Origin of the sequence: Nitrosopumilus sp. K4 (assembly GCF_018128925.1) — an archaeon.
In the GTDB taxonomy this organism is placed as follows: Archaea; Thermoproteota; Nitrososphaeria; order Nitrososphaerales; family Nitrosopumilaceae; genus HKST03.
In genome coordinates this window covers 569955-586790 of sequence record NZ_CP067007.1, presented here as the reverse complement: position 1 = coordinate 586790, position 16836 = coordinate 569955, and the positions used below count along the sequence as shown (strand labels likewise).

Annotated in this window: 20 protein-coding genes; 8 read left to right on the top strand and 12 right to left on the bottom strand. The window is 34.2% G+C overall.

Annotation, left to right across the window (positions count from 1 at the left end; genetic code table 11):
- Nucleotides 1-6 precede the first annotated feature (6 nt).
- Together NsoK4_RS03415 and NsoK4_RS03410 are read left to right on the top strand one after the other, a co-directional pair.
- Complete coding sequence (locus NsoK4_RS03415; RefSeq protein ID WP_211688129.1) at nucleotides 7-1470, top strand: FAD-binding oxidoreductase; 1464 nt, start codon at nucleotides 7-9, stop codon at nucleotides 1468-1470.
- Nucleotides 1467-1967 (top strand): hypothetical protein, encoded by a 501-nt coding sequence (locus NsoK4_RS03410; protein WP_211688127.1) that lies wholly within the window; start codon nucleotides 1467-1469, stop codon nucleotides 1965-1967. Before NsoK4_RS03415 ends, NsoK4_RS03410 begins: the two co-directional genes overlap by 4 nt.
- Here NsoK4_RS03410 and NsoK4_RS03405 read toward each other — a convergent pair.
- Nucleotides 1964-2968: a hypothetical protein gene (locus NsoK4_RS03405; protein ID WP_211688125.1), complete on the bottom strand. Its 1005-nt coding sequence runs from the start codon at nucleotides 2966-2968 to the stop codon at nucleotides 1964-1966. The two genes, NsoK4_RS03410 and NsoK4_RS03405, sit on opposite strands and share 4 nt — an antisense overlap.
- 93 nt (nucleotides 2969-3061) lie before the next feature.
- Nucleotides 3062-3586: a hypothetical protein gene (locus tag NsoK4_RS03400; RefSeq protein ID WP_211688123.1), complete on the bottom strand. Its 525-nt coding sequence runs from the start codon at nucleotides 3584-3586 to the stop codon at nucleotides 3062-3064.
- 223 nt (nucleotides 3587-3809) lie between these two features.
- Here NsoK4_RS03400 and NsoK4_RS10195 point away from each other — a divergent pair, with 223 nt between their 5' ends.
- Nucleotides 3810-3953, top strand: a complete 144-nt coding sequence (locus NsoK4_RS10195; protein WP_371816016.1) for a DUF5679 domain-containing protein — start codon at nucleotides 3810-3812, stop codon at nucleotides 3951-3953.
- 14 nt (nucleotides 3954-3967) lie between these two features.
- On the opposite strand, the gene NsoK4_RS03395 is transcribed toward NsoK4_RS10195, so the two are convergent.
- The 4 genes from NsoK4_RS03395 to NsoK4_RS03380 all read right to left on the bottom strand — a co-directional run bounded on the left by NsoK4_RS03395 (nucleotide 3968) and on the right by NsoK4_RS03380 (nucleotide 7043).
- Nucleotides 3968-4210 (bottom strand): hypothetical protein, encoded by a 243-nt coding sequence (locus NsoK4_RS03395; protein WP_249111183.1) that lies wholly within the window; start codon nucleotides 4208-4210, stop codon nucleotides 3968-3970.
- A 420-nt stretch (nucleotides 4211-4630) separates the two neighbouring features.
- Nucleotides 4631-5008, bottom strand: coding sequence for a hypothetical protein (locus NsoK4_RS03390; protein WP_211688119.1), 378 nt, complete (start codon nucleotides 5006-5008; stop codon nucleotides 4631-4633).
- A gap of 114 nt (nucleotides 5009-5122) precedes the next feature.
- Entirely contained in the window at nucleotides 5123-6370 is a 1248-nt protein-coding gene (locus NsoK4_RS03385) for a hypothetical protein (protein ID WP_211688117.1), read from the bottom strand.
- A 49-nt stretch (nucleotides 6371-6419) separates the two neighbouring features.
- A complete protein-coding gene (locus tag NsoK4_RS03380) occupies nucleotides 6420-7043 on the bottom strand; it encodes a superoxide dismutase (RefSeq protein WP_211688115.1) in 624 nt (207 codons plus the stop codon).
- Between the two features lie 74 nt (nucleotides 7044-7117).
- Between NsoK4_RS03380 and NsoK4_RS03375 the strand changes: the two genes are divergently transcribed.
- Nucleotides 7118-7735, top strand: coding sequence for a hypothetical protein (locus NsoK4_RS03375; RefSeq protein ID WP_211688113.1), 618 nt, complete (start codon nucleotides 7118-7120; stop codon nucleotides 7733-7735).
- 1 nt (nucleotide 7736) lies between these two features.
- Here NsoK4_RS03375 and NsoK4_RS03370 read toward each other — a convergent pair whose 3' ends face one another.
- The 3 genes from NsoK4_RS03370 to NsoK4_RS03360 form a co-directional block, all read right to left on the bottom strand.
- A complete protein-coding gene (locus NsoK4_RS03370; RefSeq protein WP_211688111.1) occupies nucleotides 7737-9461 on the bottom strand; it encodes a DEAD/DEAH box helicase in 1725 nt (574 codons plus the stop codon).
- Nucleotides 9462-9793: 332 nt separating this feature from the next.
- A complete protein-coding gene (locus NsoK4_RS03365; protein WP_211688108.1) occupies nucleotides 9794-10453 on the bottom strand; it encodes a hypothetical protein in 660 nt (219 codons plus the stop codon).
- A gap of 43 nt (nucleotides 10454-10496) precedes the next feature.
- On the bottom strand, nucleotides 10497-11399 hold the full coding sequence (locus NsoK4_RS03360; RefSeq protein WP_249111140.1) for a PEFG-CTERM sorting domain-containing protein: 903 nt from the start codon (nucleotides 11397-11399) through the stop codon (nucleotides 10497-10499).
- Nucleotides 11400-11538: 139 nt separating this feature from the next.
- On the opposite strand from NsoK4_RS03360, the gene NsoK4_RS03355 reads away from it, so the two are divergent.
- Together NsoK4_RS03355 and NsoK4_RS03350 are read left to right on the top strand one after the other, a co-directional pair.
- Nucleotides 11539-12627: a carboxypeptidase-like regulatory domain-containing protein gene (locus NsoK4_RS03355; protein WP_211688106.1), complete on the top strand. Its 1089-nt coding sequence runs from the start codon at nucleotides 11539-11541 to the stop codon at nucleotides 12625-12627.
- Between the two features lie 298 nt (nucleotides 12628-12925).
- On the top strand, nucleotides 12926-13282 hold the full coding sequence (locus NsoK4_RS03350; protein ID WP_249111139.1) for an arsenate reductase family protein: 357 nt from the start codon (nucleotides 12926-12928) through the stop codon (nucleotides 13280-13282).
- Here NsoK4_RS03350 and NsoK4_RS03345 read toward each other — a convergent pair.
- Together NsoK4_RS03345 and NsoK4_RS03340 are read right to left on the bottom strand one after the other, a co-directional pair.
- Complete coding sequence (locus NsoK4_RS03345) at nucleotides 13279-13521, bottom strand: hypothetical protein (protein ID WP_211688104.1); 243 nt, start codon at nucleotides 13519-13521, stop codon at nucleotides 13279-13281. The two genes, NsoK4_RS03350 and NsoK4_RS03345, sit on opposite strands and share 4 nt — an antisense overlap.
- A gap of 13 nt (nucleotides 13522-13534) precedes the next feature.
- A complete protein-coding gene (locus NsoK4_RS03340; protein ID WP_211688101.1) occupies nucleotides 13535-13837 on the bottom strand; it encodes a hypothetical protein in 303 nt (100 codons plus the stop codon).
- A gap of 265 nt (nucleotides 13838-14102) precedes the next feature.
- On the opposite strand from NsoK4_RS03340, the gene NsoK4_RS03335 reads away from it, so the two are divergent.
- Nucleotides 14103-15152, top strand: a complete 1050-nt coding sequence (locus tag NsoK4_RS03335; RefSeq protein ID WP_211688875.1) for an ABC transporter permease — start codon at nucleotides 14103-14105, stop codon at nucleotides 15150-15152.
- Nucleotides 15149-16516 carry an ABC transporter permease gene (locus NsoK4_RS03330; RefSeq protein WP_211688099.1) on the top strand — a complete coding sequence of 456 codons (1368 nt, stop codon included), beginning with the start codon at nucleotides 15149-15151 and terminating at the stop codon, nucleotides 16514-16516. Before NsoK4_RS03335 ends, NsoK4_RS03330 begins: the two co-directional genes overlap by 4 nt.
- Here NsoK4_RS03330 and NsoK4_RS03325 read toward each other — a convergent pair whose 3' ends face one another.
- Nucleotides 16517-16828 (bottom strand): hypothetical protein, encoded by a 312-nt coding sequence (locus tag NsoK4_RS03325; protein ID WP_211688097.1) that lies wholly within the window; start codon nucleotides 16826-16828, stop codon nucleotides 16517-16519.
- Between the last annotated feature and the right edge of the window lie 8 nt (nucleotides 16829-16836).

Below are 16836 nucleotides of genomic sequence, written 5' to 3'. Positions count from 1 at the left end.
TCATAAATGAAAATCTCAAAAATTAGAAATGGTTTAAAGAAAATAATCAAAGGCGAGGTTATTTGGGAAAAAGATATTTTGAATTATTATTCAGTGGATGCAAGCTCATACCAAATCTTGCCAAAAATTGTTGTCATTCCAAAAAATGAATCAGATGTGATTTCGCTTGTAAAATTTGCCAAAAAAGAAAAAATGTCGATTACAGTGAGAGGTGCAGGAACAGGACTTGTCGGAAGTGCGTTAAATAACGGAATAATAGCAGATATGAAAAATTTTGATTCAATAAAAATTGGAAAACATATCGCAAATGTGGGTTCAGGGGTGCTCAAAGGAGCACTAGATAAGAAATTGAGAAGCAAAAACAAGTTTTTTCCTCCAAATCCATCAATCGGATCATTTTGTTCAATTGGAGGAATGCTTGGAAACAATTCCAGCGGTAGTAGGAGTTTGAAATATGGCAGCATCATAGATAACGTAAAAGAAATTACTTTTGTTAATGGCAATGGCGAAAAAATCACATTACCAAAAAACACCAAGATTGGAAAAAAAATCACATCATTTTCAAAAATGATGGATAAAAAAAAGATTCCAAACACTACAAAAAATTCATCAGGATATAGACTAGATGCAGCAGTATCAATTGCCAATTCTCACAAAGCCATTCTTGGATCAGAGGGAACATTAGGGATAATCCTTTCAGCAAAATTAAAAATTCAAGAAATTCCAAAAAAACGAGTTCTGTCAATAATTGAATACACATCATTGACAGAGTCTGCAAAAAACTGTAAAACGATTCTAAATACATCACCGTCTGCAATAGAATTTGTAGATTTACCTACACTGAGACAAATTCCGCAAAGATTCAACAAAAAAACAAAATGTATTCTTTTTGTAGAGTATGATTCAAACATTAACAACAAAATAAAAGAACTAGAAACAATAAAGTCAGGAAACATCACTTATCAATTATCAAGAGAATCAAAAATTCAAAAATGGTGGAAGTACAGAGATTCTGCATTATATTTTAGCCTTAGAACAATCAAAAAAGAAAAAAGATTACCACATGTAATAGAAGATGCAACAGTCCCAATTGAAAAACTAGGAGAGTTATTTGAAACAGTAGTAGAGATAAACCGTAAATTTTCAACCAAAGTTATTATGTACGGACATGCAGGAAATGCAAACATACACGTCAGATTAATTGCAGATAGGAAAAAAATTAAAAAAATTAAGAGAATTGCCGATTTTTATTTTAACAGAGTTATTTCAATGGAGGGAACAATCACAGGAGAACATGGAGATGGGCTTGCAAGGTCAGAATATGTGAAAAAACAATACGGAGTAAAAAACTATGCCGTTTTTAGACAATTGAAAAAATTCTTTGATCCAAAAGGAATATTGAATCCAGAAAAAATCATTACCAGAAAAAGATTGATTTTAAAAAATTTAGAAGTTTTTGAAAAGAATTGACAAAAAATGGTATCAAAATAACGCAGAAACGCTTTATTAAGAAAAAAATCCAAGAACACAGAATGCGATATTTTGCAGTGTCATTGATTGCCATAATGATATTTGGTGTTTTTAGCCCTGCTTTCGGTTTAGCGCCATTGGAAAAAGTAATCGTTACAGAACCAGGGCTTGTAAACAGAAGCGGCACACCAATAGGAACCAATGTCAATGTGAATCAACAAGTATTAGTTTCGTCAAAAATCACAAATGCACAGGAAATCAACCAGGATTTTATTTTCATAGTACAAATAAAAGATGAAAGTGGTGCAGTAATAAAAATAGGTTGGATTACAGGCAGCCTTACAAAATATCAAAACTTTACTCCAGCATTTTCATGGATTCCAACTAGTCAAGGAACATTTTCTGTAGAGATTTATGTTTGGGATGGCCTTGATCAGAAAAAACACAACTATGAAGCATTATCTGAGCCAATCAAGTTTTTAGTTATTTCCAGTTAAGCAGACATGGATAAAACTTTCTTTGAAAATTTTTTGGCAATAAAAAATCCAAATATTCCTGAAAATATTGAAGGTATCAAAGTTATGTAAAAAACGGTCTCAATAATTTCAAAATATACAAAATAAATCATGCTAGGAGAAACAAGTTTTCCAAGCAATACTTCATTGAACGTATACATAACATATGGATAATAAGCCATGTAAAAAACAGAACCCAGCAACCCGCTTGCAAGGATAAACAACTTTGGTCTTTTTAAGGAAAATAAAATGTCAGAGGCTACAAAAGGGATAAGGTTGAATGAATAAAACACTATTGAATCCAATAATGCAAAATTTGGAACAATTGCAGTAGAGCTATAAACTAAAAGAAACATCCCACCTAGAATAGAAACACATCCAAAGCGGTAGCCAGATAATTTTGATGACATAAACATAGAAAATGAAATTAGGAAAGGATATGCAATAGTGGCTACAATAAATGCAAAAAAAGGATCAGGGTTAAATTGAAAATAATCAGTATTAGAAAAAGGAAGTGAAAGGGAAGAAATCACTCCAGAACCGGCCAACCAAATTGGAAGAATCGCCAATATCAAAAAATAATTTCGAGGAAAAGTCAAAAAATTATTAGATTTTAGATAACGCGTAATTCCAACCATGCCACCAATACTGCACAAAAGCATTCCAAAAATCAACGTAAGGTGAGGAGGGCTCAATAAGCCATCTAATCCGAAGTTAGAATGCCAAACAAAATCAAAAGGCCCAGCACCCGAAAGCAGTCCAATTCCAATAAATTGAATCTTTAGTGGAACAGAGTAAATATTCTCGGAGGTTTTCAAATTTTTCCAAGAAACAAAAGATACAACAACCCCAATCAATGCAATGGCCACGCCACTATACATCAAGGCATGAGGAGGAGAAAAGAAGGTCTCAGGTTTGTTGAGTAAATGATTTGTTATATCCCAACTTCCACCAACTGTAACTAGCAAAATTCCAAAGCTCACTAGAGCACTGCCAATAAAAAACAGGGTTGAAAAACCAAGTTTTTTTTGAAATTTAATTAAAGACATATCAAGATTTCAACAATTCATAGCATATTAGGGATTTACATTTACCTGATAAACAAGAACGTATTCATCTTGATGATCTAATTGCCCTGAACGTGGAAAGTGTGATTTTTCATCAGTATGTGGAATATCTATTGATTTCAGATAAACCAAAAATGGTCCAACCTCATCAGGTGTTATCAAAAAATCCACATGGTTTGAAGAACCAGATGGAATAGGCCTATTCATGGATTCAATAGAAGGGTATTGTGCAGTTATTTTTTCCACACCGCCGCTATATTTTGCACCTATTTCATCACCAATGCGCACATAGTGAGGAGTGTGTGAAAAATCATAACTTACAACTTCGACAATATCCTCAGTGTCAGATATAGTTGGAAACGCTGCAGAAACAATATGAATATCACCATAATCACCTCTATTTTCTGAAAAGACATTCAGTCTAAATGATTCACCCAAAAAAATTTCAGAGTTTGAAATTTCAGCTTCTAAATAAGGAATTGGTACAAATTGTTCTTTTGAAAGAAATTCATTTGGTAAAATAAAAACAGTCATTGAGAAATAAATGACCAACATTACAGCTACAAAAAATACCAAGAAAGTTATTTTCACAAAAATTTTTTCAGTTCATTCACTTAAAAAAGAATTGAAAAAAGATTATCTCATACCTAGTACGAAAAATATTGTTTTGGAATACCAATAATAATATCGGTGTTTGCCTCATAGTGAAAAAAGTTTAACAAGGTCTCGCTAATAGAACCTCACGCCTAGAATGATTATGACAATAGGATATTGTGTTAAGTGCCGCGATAAAAGAGACATCCAAGGCGCAAAACCATACACCATGAAAAATGGAAAACCTGCACTAAAGGGCACCTGTCCAACATGCAGTACAGCCATATTCAGAATCGGCAGAGGATAGAATATTTAAAAATTCTACCGTTGCCATTCGTCAGTGAGTCCATTCCACAAACTAAATAGTGGCGATGGATCTTTCCCAATTTCTTCACTAATTCGATTCTTTAAAACAAATGCAAAATTTTCTAATGCATCAATGCCACCATCAACAAACAACTCGTTTCCAATATCAGAAATTCTTTTTTTCTTTTCTGCAACTTCAGAAGACTCGGGGTTTTGCAGACAGAATGTCATCAAATCTATAAGCTCTTCTTCTAACATAAAATCCAATAACCAACACCTTTTTGCATTATTAATGAACGTTTTTTAAAATAATATCAACACATGCCATGTAAAGAACAAAAAAGATTGTTTGATTAGTCTAGCTTAAGAAACCTGCAAACCAAGACAATCCCACTACTACAATTCCACCCATAACCAAAGAGATTCCAAGAAACATTCGCTTTGGACTTGGTGGTTCAATATGTTGTTGTTGAATCATAAATGATCTTGGTTTTTATGATATATAACATGATGATAAAATTACATCATAGTGCTAAAATTATAAAATTTCTAGTCCTAAAAAATTATAGTTTAAAACAAAAGGCAAATGTAAGTCATCTTCTAAATAAAACATATTAAAAATAGATAGAAGGCTAATTCACGGTTTTGGCACATATTAAAAATAAAAAGAAGACTAGATCACCTTAGTCTTCTATAGATTTCTTTGAATTCCAGTGATAGGTTATATGAGATGTTTAGAAGATGCGCCAATTGATTCATGGAGGTCTTGTCACGTGAAAGTTGTCGTAAAATAGTCAAGGCTTTTTGAGGAGAACTCTTTACCAAAGAATTTTTTCCAGACCATGTCTTGAATGATTCCTCTACATCAAGACAGAAATTCAAGATAAACTCTTGCCAGTGAGGCATTGATGATAAAGATTTTGATCCTGGAAGCAGTACAGATGCCAGTTCACGAAATTCATTTCCCCTGTCTATTAACAACATATCAAGGGCTTGTTTCACTTTTTCTTCAGCATATGCATCAGTGTTTAGCATATACAATCCGGCTACACTCATAAAGTAATAACCGCAAAATCAAAGATAAAGCAACCTGTCAATGGATTAAACTTTCGTTTGAAAAAGGAAAAAATAACAAACAAATGTAAATTAAAAAATAGAAAAAAGAGGTTCCTATTGGAACGGATCAATGAATGGACAGTTTACGATATGATCACTGTCCATAGGTCTAGCAATACCAATGTCAATCAAACCAGCTTCTTTGTATGCATTAATGTCGTCAATGGTTTCAAGGAGTTGTGCACTTGATGCATCATCCCAACCTATCACAAATATTCTCCACATGGGACTATAATTTGCATCACCAGGAGCACCAGCTGCAATTCCAGGTTGGAATCCCAGCGGACCAGTTCCTTTAATTCCGTTTTTGAATTGGAACAGGTCAACTGCTGCAGCATTTGCAATCAATTTAGCTGATGTCGGGGCACTAGTTACTCCCATCATGTTTGCAGGACCAGAAGGAGTTGCATCTGTGACAATGTAATAGATTGTTCTACCATCGGGACCCCATCCTCTATGTGCAATGAAAGTGACAGTCATTTCATCAGTGTCGATGTCAAGTATTTGACCGCCACCATATGGTGTTTCATCAGTCAAAGTTGTGTCCTCTTTTACCATCATTTGACCACCAGGCCAAATTATTTGGGGCATATTCAAAACCACTTTAGCTTTAGACAAGGTGATCTCACCATTTGCCTCAGCAGTCATTATTGCATCTTCAGAATTCAAAAGTCTTGCATCATATCCATCATTCCACGTCACATGAATGTGAGATGTCAAAGCACTGTAGATACTTGGCTGTTCAGGAGTGCTAGTAAAAACTTCACCCTGATAACCGTGTACGCCACTTCCACTAATTCCATTTGTGAAAAAGTATGTGCTGGACAATGCAGACTTAGGAGTTCTTTCCAACAGAGGAGCAAGTTCAACTTTCCATCCCTGATTCTCAGTGATTATGTCTGCATGTTTAGGATCACTAGAGTCAGTGATGATAAAATAGACTTCACCGCCATCATGGTATCCCTTGTGTAAAGGAATTTCTGCCGGAACGTTTGTTCTTGACAATCTAAGCTCAGAGCCCATGTCAGCTTTTGCCATCATCTTCTCTTCAGATTCTGTAGTTTTAGATACAGGAACGGGAGCAGGTGATGTCTGTTCTTGTTTTGCTTCCCAAGCAGATTTTCCGCCGGGGATTTCAGAACAAAGCTGAACGCCGCATACGTCTGTTGCAGAACCATATTTTGAAGTACCAACGCCTTTTGATTTGAGGGCATGAACATCTTCAAAAGTTCCCAGTGTCAGACCTGCGGTAAACAAGGGCAAAATAGCAAGTATTGCTATGTATCTTAGACTCTTGTTCATTGCTCAAAAAAATCAAAAAATTGTTTAAAAGAATTTGTCCAAATTGTAATTATTGGGCAAGTTCTGAAAAACGATTAGATACAAAATCCCAATTTATAACGTTCCACCAAGATTCAACATAATCATTTCTTCTGTTTTGATGTTTCAAATAATATGCATGTTCCCATACATCTAACCCAAGCAAAGGTATCTTTCTCAAGGTCCACGGACTGTCTTGGTTTGCAGTGGTTATAATTTCGGTTCTGTTGTATGTAGGGTTAAAGACCAACCAACACCAACCACTCCCTTGAATAGAAAGGGATTGTTTTGTGAACTGTTCTTTGAAAGAATCAAATCCATTAAAGTAAACATCAATTGCATCTTCTAATTTTCCTCCAGGGGCAGGATCACTGTTCGGAGACATTGTTTCCCAAAACAGCTTGTGGTTTTCATATCCGCCACCAAAAAAATTGACAGCATTTTTTGCAGATTCAGGTATGCTGCCAAGATCTGACAAAATTGATGAGATGTATTGTGGATGTGCTTCACCACCAATTTGCTCAAGTGATTTGTTTAGTCCATCAACATATGCTTGATGATGTTTTTGATGATGAATCTGCATTGTTTCTTTGTCAATGTATGGTTCAAGTTCATCATACCCATAAGGGAGTTTAGGCAAGATGTAACGAACCATTACAATACGATGATTTATTCCACATATATTTTTCAATTAGAAACGATGATAACTATTTGAGAGAGAATTAATTTATGAGTAAATTAGGGCCAATAGATTTAGAAATTTTGTTTTTGGGAATTAACAGAGATGGTAGATTCAATGAAGAAAATATTGAAAATTCCAGTCTAAAAAGACTAGGGGTTGGAAGAATATTGGATTCTCTTGCATCATTAAAAGACAGAAAACTCATTGATTTGAACAAAGACGGATCCTTTTCAATTACTGACTTGGCAAGACATTCGCTGTGGGATAACAAGATGCCATTATGGGTCAAGGTTCTAAAACTCCTCGAAGTCAAGTCGTTTACAACAGAAGATATTGCAAAATATCTAAAAATCCAAGAAGAAAAAATAGACATTGAGATCGAAAATCTGCGAAAAAATCAGATGGTATTGATGGCGCCACAGAGAGTAGATGAAAGGATTGTCAAAAGTTACGAAATACTTCCAGAGGGGATTGAGAAGTTAAGAATAGTTGAAAAGGAGGGAGTTGAAAAACACCAATTAGGAAATAATGCCAAGCCACAAGTGGAAATTCTTGCAATCATCAATCAAGTAATCAAAGACATTAATGATTCAGAAATTACGCTAGAAAAAAAAGAAAGCATCACATCAAAACTTTCACAAATAAAAGAAAAACTGGAAATATAATTTACTTGGATTGAATCTTGTCATGTATTTGAGCTAGTATAAGCTCAGCCTTGTCTTTGTTCTCATATGTGTCTGCAGTCTCATCCATGATTGTGTCAATCTCATAGCTCTTGTCAACAAGCACGTTTGCAACATGATCATCTAGTGTTCCGTTTCCTATCAAATAATAAGCAAAAACAGTATTTTTTTGACCTATTCTATGCAGTCTATCTTCAGCCTGTCGGTGAATTGCTGGACTCCAATCTAATTCAGCGAAGATAACGTATTTTGCGCGTGTTAGGTTAATCCCAACATTTCCGGCCCTCAGACCTGCAATCATTAGTTTTGATTCACCTTTTTGGAATTTGTCTATCTGTTCTTGTCGAGTTTTATCGTTTTGGCCTCCAATAATTGTAACAGGTGAAAATTCTGCAAGGCTTTCATTGAGCAATTTGTGAATAACCTTATGATGACAAAACACCACCACACTTTCCTCAATTTCCATGATATTTTTTACAAAATTAATAACATGGGGAAGTTTTGCCAAGCCTGCAATCTGTCTTTCGCTTTGAATTGCACGTTGGTATGAGGCTGACTTGTCAAATGCTGTTTCGGCGTCTTTCTGTTCTTCCTCTAATTTTGTCCAAATTTTTCCTAATTCTTCAAAATAGTAGTCAGTATCAGCATCAATTACTTCTTTATAACGTACTTTGTCTTTTAGTTCTTTTAATACATCTGATTTTTTTCTTCTTAACATAACATGCTTTTGAAGTTCATTTCGCAAAGATGCCCTCTTATTTTCCAAAACTATTGCTTTTCCTTTTTCATTTACATAACAAAAATATTCACAGAATTCTTTAAAGCTTCCAAGTAATCCAGGTTTTAGAATATCAACAATTGGCCAAATCTCTGAACCGCGATTATAGATAGGAGTACCAGAAAGCCCAATTCTGTAAGACACAGAAGATGATGCTGCAAGTTTCTTTACAGCTTTGTATTTCTGAGTTGTTTTTGATCTTAAATTATGTACCTCATCACAAACGATTGTCTTGATGTTTAATTTTGATAAATCATTCATTCTTTTGTAAAGCAATTCGTAATTTATTATGTAAAAATCAGTTAGAGGTAGCTCTGCAGATTTTCCTGTTCGGATAATAGTTGTGGAAGGAGAGTCATCTTCCATTATTCTTCCGTTTCTGCTTTTCTTTTTAACAAATTTTGAAATTTCACGTTCCCAATTGTTGAGAGTCACAAGTGGGGCCACCACCAAAACAGGAAAAGTTTGTTTTTCGGTTGCAACATAAGAAAGGGTTTGAACCGTTTTTCCCAGACCCATTTCATCGGCAAGCAATGCATTGCCTGAGGATTTTAAAAGAAAATCCAATCCTTCTTTCTGGAAGTTGAGTAATTTTCCTCTAAACTGGTCTCCAGCTTTTGCTTTATTGAGTTTATGTTTAATTGGAGGAAGTGTGGGCTTTGGGGCAAATGTTTTTACAATTTTTCTTTGCCAAGCAGATTTTGATAAAATTTCAAGAGGATACCTATCCATGATCAATTTAATTTGTTTTACACTTTCAGGACTATCTGGAATTATTACTTCGTTGATGTTTTCGCCATACCATGCTTCAGGAACAAGCCTAGACACCATACTTACTGCACGCTCACCTGTTACCTTCCAACTCCAGATTTTGGAGTATTTGTCTAGAACATATTCCAAAGTTCCAAAATTATCCATAGATGTTGCCATAATTTGTCGATAGAATCTTTTTTTGCCTTATGAATCTTCATGTTTTAATCGATCTTAAGCAAGATCTTGAAAAATTGTTATTGATTAAAATATGACAATATTGCTCCTAGCTGGTCAAATTTTCAATAATCATTTTTTAGAAAAGGTAGTTTAATGGGGTTTATTCACAGGATGGGGTTTTGTGTTTTCATCATGACAGTCGCAACTACACAGGTGCGTAGAATGATTGTTTAAACAATCAATACATTCGTAATGTTTTCTTGTCTCACAAGCGCCGCAAATCATGTCTAAAGGTAGTAATTACTAGAAAGATTTGAGTTTTTACTATTTGGTTAGTATTCCACTTCACTTCTTTGAAGAAGTTTTCCAGTAAGATCTACATAGCCTTGGGGATCAAGTTCTTTTGCAAAATTTTTGTCAATATTGATTAAAAAAATAGAATGGAGGTGAGCATTTAGTATATCATCATAGTTTACAGGGGGATTTTTGTAGTATCGATCACATAATGATTGAACAGATTTCACATCAGATTCTTTTCTTGATTTTGGAGGAATTAGAAAGATCTTGGGAATAGGCACAAGTCCGATCACAGGTGTGGCCAATGAAAATTTAGAGCAAAATTTGCTATATCTTGCAATTTTACTCATTATTCTTGCAGTGTAGTAATCAATAGTGTCCATAGCATGATCAGGAGGAGTAAAACCAGTTTCAATCTCTATGATGGTATTTCCACCACCTTTCTTTGCAAAGATATCACAAACAAGAATATCAGAAACTTGTTTTTCTACTTCAACAGCATAACCTCGTGCAATTAATGTTGATGCACAAATTAATTCCAAAACAGAGTGATTGATTTTAACAAGGTTTTTTTTATACATTTCAATTAGTTGTTGCCGCACATAGTTTAGTTTAGGTAAATCATTTGAAGCTAAATTTTTCGATAGTTTGTCAGTAACTTGATTAACATCATTACTGAATTTTTCGAGATCCATCTATGAATAATGAGACACAGTGACTTAAGAACTTGAAGAGAGTTTAGAACTTGACAAATCTATCAGATAATAATTTACTTATGAACAAAACAGAAGAGACAGAACTAATCAATATCAAAAACATCAATGATCCAAACTCTGGAACAACATGAGTTCCAACAATTTCAAAATTTCCTTTTCTGGTAGGCGAATAATCTATTTGGATTTTCCGAGATACGTCATCAGATTCAACCTCATGAGTTTCAATCAAGGTTCCTTCTGAAAAAATAACAAAATCAGAATCAACCCCAGTTTCAGATTTTGAATCTAATAGATAGCGAGGAATGTCAAGTACTATGGAATCAATATCGTGTCCACGAATTTGCAGTGATAGTGTTTTGGTATCTAAATTTAGTTCACCATCTACATTAATTGTGGTTCCTTTTTTTGATTCATAAGACACACAATAAATGCCGCCATTGTTTGCAATTATCGGAATAGTTGACAGAGCGCATTCAGATACGCTACCAACGTCATATGAGATTAGAGTAAATTTTGTTTTAAACTGTCTATTGTCAGAACCACTTTGAGCTTTTATGACATAATCACCATTTTGTTTCCAAAGTGAGCTTTTTGTATTCAGCATGAATTCAAAGTCACCGTTAGAATCAGGAGTTACCTGGTCCACAGTAACAATATTTCCAATAGGATTTGTAACCACTACAAGGATTGGTGCCACATTGTTTTCAGGCCTCAGATGTCCTGAGACAGTAATCAAAGAATCATGATCATATATTTTAGAATCAGTCCAAATTGTCAAAGGGAATAATTCTTTGTATAGTTCTACATCCCCTGGAGAAATCTGAACGCAGCTTGGACATGGATTTGACTGTGCAAAAGAGTCAAAAGATCCTATCAACAAGCCTGAAAGTATTACAGATAGTCCAATTAGTCCAAAAATATCCAATTTACCTCATAAAATAGAAAAAAGTATTTAGGAATTAGGAAGAATTTCTTCTTAGTCAATAAATTGCTCAAATATTGTTGAAAGAAAGCAAATTTTTCTTCATCCCTTGTCTTAACTGTAAATTTCAAAAGGCTGATTCGTGTTAAATCCAAAGTTCGCAATTATAGGCATAATTACAATTTTGATGGTAGTACCAGTAATTTCAGAATCAGATGCAGAGTTATGGGATTTAATCATAATTGCAGATATTGAAAATGGGCCAATTCTACAAGGCCAATCACCAATCATTACAGGAGTGGTTGTAGACCATGCCTCAAAACCAGTAGATCTTGCTCAAGTTCACATCAGGTCGGGCCAAGGTTCAATATTCACAGTAACTGACGAACATGGGCAATTCAGAGTAGTGTTAGAGAATTTCAACAAAATTCCTGGAACATATATTGTAAATATTGTTGGAAATGCACCGGATGGAAAAACAGGTATTGCATCTATTGAATTTCAAGTAAAAGGAGATTTGTCACCAGAATCAATTTTGGAAGAACAACTATCAACTCCTGAGGCAATCAGATATCTTCAAGCACAACAAGAAGATTTTGCAAAAGACCCTATCGGATTCACATTGTGGAATCATTATCAGAAATTAAATCAGGAATACATTGAAAAGAAAATTATCAGTGAACAATTAACTGAAGAAGAGATTTTCATTGAACAACAAAAGGCCATAGCTGAAGAATTAAGACAGCAGGCAATAGAAGAATTTAATCCATCATACGGAGTATTTTCAGGATACAAATACGAAGATTATGTGAAAAGTCTTGATCCAGAAATCAAAGACACAGTTGCAAGCCAGTTAAACTTTACAAAAAACCTATTTGAAGAAGCACAGTTACTCAAACAAGAGGTTTTGAATAACGGAGGAACCCAAGAGGAAGCCATGAATGCATATTTTGAAAAATTATCAGTATCAAAAAACGCATTAGAGAATTTTGGATATGAGACAATAGAAATCCAAAACAACACAGATACAGAAACTATTCAGAATAAAGAAGAAACAACAGAAGAAATTCAAGAAGAATCTAAAGATGAGATCGAAAATGAATCTGTAGAAACAAATCTGGATGGAACAAATGTTAAAGTGGATTTTGATGGAAAAAAAATATTTGTCAATGTTAATGGCACAACAATTGAATTTATTGTAAATTCAACAGGTGTTTATCAAGTAGAATAGCATTAAAGATAGAAAATATGAATAATTTATCAGTCCTACGTCTACCTTATAATCAAAAATTACCTAAATCAAATATGCAAATAGACATCCCATTACCATGTCCTTCATGCGGAGGAAATATGTATTCAGTTAGTTATGAAACAGCATTTTCGGTTTTGAAAAAAAGAAGTTGGCAAGTGTGCAAAGAATGTGACTTTGAAAGAACCTCAGAAGATTTTAAAAAATCAATTTGTTGTGCGTGATATTATTTTTCAATAAGAACCTAACAATTAAAGATAGAAGACAATAATAGAAATCAATGAAGAAATCAGAAAAAGTGGTTTATCATAAAGATTCTTGCATTACGTGCAAAAAAACGCTTTCTGAAATTCAGCGTATGAAAATAGATGTAGAAAAAAGAGATTTTTTCAAAGATCCATTTTCAGAATCAGAGCTTAAAAAAATCATCAAGATGACAGGGATGAAACCAGCAGAACTGATTAGAAAAAGAGACAAAATGTACAAAGAACTAGAGTTTGATTCAAAAAACTATTCAGAATCACAAATAATAAAATTCATGGTAAAGCATCCAGGGCTTATTGCACGTCCCATAATCATATCAAATAACAAAGCATTTGTGGGCAAAACAAGCATAGAGAGTTTAAAGAAAAATTAAGAGTCGTTATTCTTAAAAATTCTAACTGCTTCAAGATGAGAGCAATTTGCCTTTAGTCCTTTTCCATGATGAAACTTGTAGAAATTTTTGAATCCAGGACACTCACAAGAATCAGATGTGACAAAGTAGGATTTTTCAGGATCCGAAGAAGATTTTATTTGGAAAAGATCATCTTCGATTTGTACTACACCGCCACTTTCAACCAGTTTTTTTGCTTTTCTGATAGTGTTTGCACTCATTACATATCTTTGATTATTTTTTACTCTTTAATTTTTTCATTACAGCAGACCAATCACCATCGTTTTTGACCTGAGCCAATGCATTTTCATAGAGCAATTCAAAGGTCCAGTTTAGAATCTCACTCCATATTGCTTTAAGGGATTTATCATCTGTCCATATCACACTTGTTTTTACAGCATTCATTGCCAAAATATTATTGGCATTTTTTGTTGGTTTTTTATTCCATTTTTTTAGCACCCTATCACAAAAATCAAGTATCTGAGGCTTTGTCAATACAAGGGCATCAGGATCAAATACGGGCTTCTTTTTTGCCATGAAAACAATATGCAATACTAGTAAATTAGAATTTTTTTAGATAATTCATATAAAATGTGTAATATTTTCATACTCACATAAAATGTTAAATCTGATTAAAAGCATATAGAATAGACGAGAGCCCTGTACTCTGCCACAGCAAGCCCTAGGATTCATCCAAAAATTGCTGAGAGATTCGTTTCACTCTCGTCTATTTAATTAATTCATCAATTTTTACCCTATTGAAATTATTATAAGCTCAGATTCCATGTTTGTGTTATTGGGCTTGAAAAAATATGTTGCCACAAGAGTTGCAACCATGTTTGTTGTTTTAATGATCACCCTGCTTTTGACAATATCATTAGTCGGTTCAAATATGGATACAATACTCAAACAAGGAATAGTTTTTCAAGTTCGTTCCGAAATAACAGAAAACCCAGCAATTGCAGAGAGTTTTTCATCAGTTGAAGAATTTGAAATGTTTGTACAGAATCAAATCGAGCAAAGGATAAAGGCGCTAGGTCTGGACGAGCCATGGTATTCACCACAAAGAATAGGATTGACAATGTACAAAATCATATTGTTAGATTTTGGACATGCAACATTTCTTACAAGTGATTCGGGATCCTCAGATGTAAAAGAAATAATTTTAGAAAAATTGCCCAGAACAATTTTGCTTTTCACAACAGCTACAGTAATTATTTCATTAATTGGGATTTTCTTAGGCGCATTATCTGGAAGTAAGGTAGGTTCAGTAGTCGACAGAATCACATCTAGTTTTGCAATAATTAGCTCCAGTTTTCCCGTATGGTGGATAGGAATGTTAATGATATTCTTGTTTGCTTTTGTTTATCAAATATTTCCAGCAAGAGCTACCCCATCAATACCACCATCAGAACCAGGCTACATTTTGGCACTACTATACCACATGGCACTTCCGCTAATAACAATCGTAATGATCGGATTTGGATCATGGGCTTACTTGGTTAGGAATTTCATGGTAGGCATAATGCAAGAAGATTTCATAATTGCTAAAAAAACAATAGGGATTAGCCAAAAGAAGATCATCTACAAACATGCACTAAAAAATGCTGCACCACCAATAATTACAATTTTAGCTCTAAGTTTGTCAGGATCTCTGGGAGGTGCAATAATCACTGAAGCAGTGTTTGATTGGCCAGGTATGGGAAGATTATATTTTGAAGCAATTACAGTAATGGATCTTCCGGTCATAATTGGAGCAACATATATCCTCACAGTATTTTTCCTAGTGAGCATATTCATTGCAGATTTACTTTATGGGTATTTTGATCCAAGAGTGAGGACAGGTCAATGAGTAGCATCACACCAAATGAAATCAAACAAGAATTTCTTAGAAACAAAATAGGCATAGCAGGAATTGTAATTTTGATGATTCTTGTCATCACATCAATAGTGGCAATGATAGTCATTCCTGTTGAAACATTCAAAGAATGGAATAATCCAAGTAGTTGGATTTCTTATCCAAAGGTAGCAATTCCGGTTTGGGTCAATTTCTTTCTGAATGAAAAAATTCCAGAGCATAAAATTTTAGAGGAGCCAAACGTCAGTTACGAAAAGTCAGATTCAATCTCTCTCGTATCACATCAATTTGGAATAAATTTCGAGTATGATGATTTTCCAAAAGATTTCATTTACGAGTTTTCTGCAGAGTATTCAGGAGCACCATTACTACAAATATCAGTAATCAGACCAGATAGAATTGAATTAGATGTATTATCATCGTCACTTCCGTATTCAGATGACATAACAATACACAATGAACGAGTTTTTTCAACAGATGACGCAATAAGAAAAACACTGATGATTCAATCAGACATATTTTTATTTTCTACTGAAAACATGTCATCTGAAGACATCATTTTTTCAAAAACAGAACAACACACTCCCGAGAAAGGCAACTATGTGTTTGTGATCAACATGTATGGTACAAAAGCAGAAAATAAAATCACAGAATCACGAATAATCGTAGGGGGTAAAGCCTTTGGCATAATGGGAACAGATGAGCTACGAAGAGATCTTGCAGTAGGATTACTCTGGGGAACACCACTAGCATTGTTCATAGGATTAGTGGTTGCAATTGCATCAGTCATCATGGGTTTGCTTTATGGAGTTTATGCAGGATATAGAGGCAGGAAAACAGATGAAGTGATGATGCGATTCAACGATGTGATTTATGCTCTTCCAGCACTCCCATTTCTAATCATCTTATCTGTGACCATAAGCAATAGTATATTTTTGATGATTGGGTTCTTAATGATTTTTGGATGGGTAGGAGTTGCAAAAGTTGCAAGAAGCATGGCATTGCAGATAAAAACAAGAGGATATGTAGAAGCGGCAAAAACCATGGGGCAAAAAAATTCAAAAATTATTTTTAGACATATTTTACCTCAACTGTTACCATATGCATTTGCAAGTATTGCAATATCAGTTCCTGCAGCAATCACAACAGAAGCAGGATTGAGTTTTTTAGGATTAGGAGATCCATCGTTTCCCACATGGGGCCAAATATTACACGATGCAAATACCTACGGGGCAGCAGCAAGAGGAATGTGGTGGTGGATAATGCCACCTGGAATAATGATTGCCATTACAGGATTGGCTTTTGTGTTTATTGGAAATGCACTTGATACCATTGTAAACCCAAAATTAAAGAGATAATTAATTAAAATCGTATTTTTTTATAATATCCAAAGCAGTATCGTTTAGTTTTATTGTGTAAATTGCAGCATTGGGGTCTTTTATTTCTCTTAAAGCCTCAGCAAATTCTGTCTTCTCTTGTTCTGTTTCCCCTGCTTCATGAGCGCATAAATTGAATGCCTTAAGATTTAATTTATTATCAAGTAGATAAGAAATGAATTTTTGATATTTACCAGTATCATTCCAGGGCATATTTTTTTCATTACATGCAGCAATCCACACATCAACAGAATTATGAAAAATTACCTTTTGGCGAAGTTGTTCTAATGACATTTTAATCC

Excerpts from the sequence above, each read along its gene's own strand:
- NsoK4_RS03415 (WP_211688129.1), top strand. The coding sequence starts at position 7 with ATGAAAATCTCAAAAATTAGAAATGGTTTAAAGAAAATAATCAAAGGC.
- NsoK4_RS03390 (WP_211688119.1), bottom strand. The coding sequence starts at position 5,008 with ATGAGTGTAGCCGGATTGTATATGCTAAACACTGATGCATATGCTGAA.
- NsoK4_RS03385 (WP_211688117.1), bottom strand. The coding sequence starts at position 6,370 with ATGAACAAGAGTCTAAGATACATAGCAATACTTGCTATTTTGCCCTTG.
- NsoK4_RS03375 (WP_211688113.1), top strand. The coding sequence starts at position 7,118 with ATGAGTAAATTAGGGCCAATAGATTTAGAAATTTTGTTTTTGGGAATT.
- NsoK4_RS03380 (WP_211688115.1), bottom strand. The coding sequence starts at position 7,043 with ATGGTTCGTTACATCTTGCCTAAACTCCCTTATGGGTATGATGAACTT.
- NsoK4_RS03370 (WP_211688111.1), bottom strand. The coding sequence starts at position 9,461 with ATGGCAACATCTATGGATAATTTTGGAACTTTGGAATATGTTCTAGAC.
- NsoK4_RS03400 (WP_211688123.1), bottom strand. The coding sequence starts at position 3,586 with ATGACTGTTTTTATTTTACCAAATGAATTTCTTTCAAAAGAACAATTT.
- NsoK4_RS03365 (WP_211688108.1), bottom strand. The coding sequence starts at position 10,453 with ATGGATCTCGAAAAATTCAGTAATGATGTTAATCAAGTTACTGACAAA.
- NsoK4_RS03330 (WP_211688099.1), top strand. The coding sequence starts at position 15,149 with ATGAGTAGCATCACACCAAATGAAATCAAACAAGAATTTCTTAGAAAC.
- NsoK4_RS03325 (WP_211688097.1), bottom strand. The coding sequence starts at position 16,828 with ATGTCATTAGAACAACTTCGCCAAAAGGTAATTTTTCATAATTCTGTT.
- NsoK4_RS03350 (WP_249111139.1), top strand. The coding sequence starts at position 12,926 with ATGAAGAAATCAGAAAAAGTGGTTTATCATAAAGATTCTTGCATTACG.
- NsoK4_RS03395 (WP_249111183.1), bottom strand. The coding sequence starts at position 4,210 with ATGTTAGAAGAAGAGCTTATAGATTTGATGACATTCTGTCTGCAAAAC.
- NsoK4_RS03345 (WP_211688104.1), bottom strand. The coding sequence starts at position 13,521 with ATGAGTGCAAACACTATCAGAAAAGCAAAAAAACTGGTTGAAAGTGGC.
- NsoK4_RS10195 (WP_371816016.1), top strand. The coding sequence starts at position 3,810 with ATGACAATAGGATATTGTGTTAAGTGCCGCGATAAAAGAGACATCCAA.
- NsoK4_RS03340 (WP_211688101.1), bottom strand. The coding sequence starts at position 13,837 with ATGGCAAAAAAGAAGCCCGTATTTGATCCTGATGCCCTTGTATTGACA.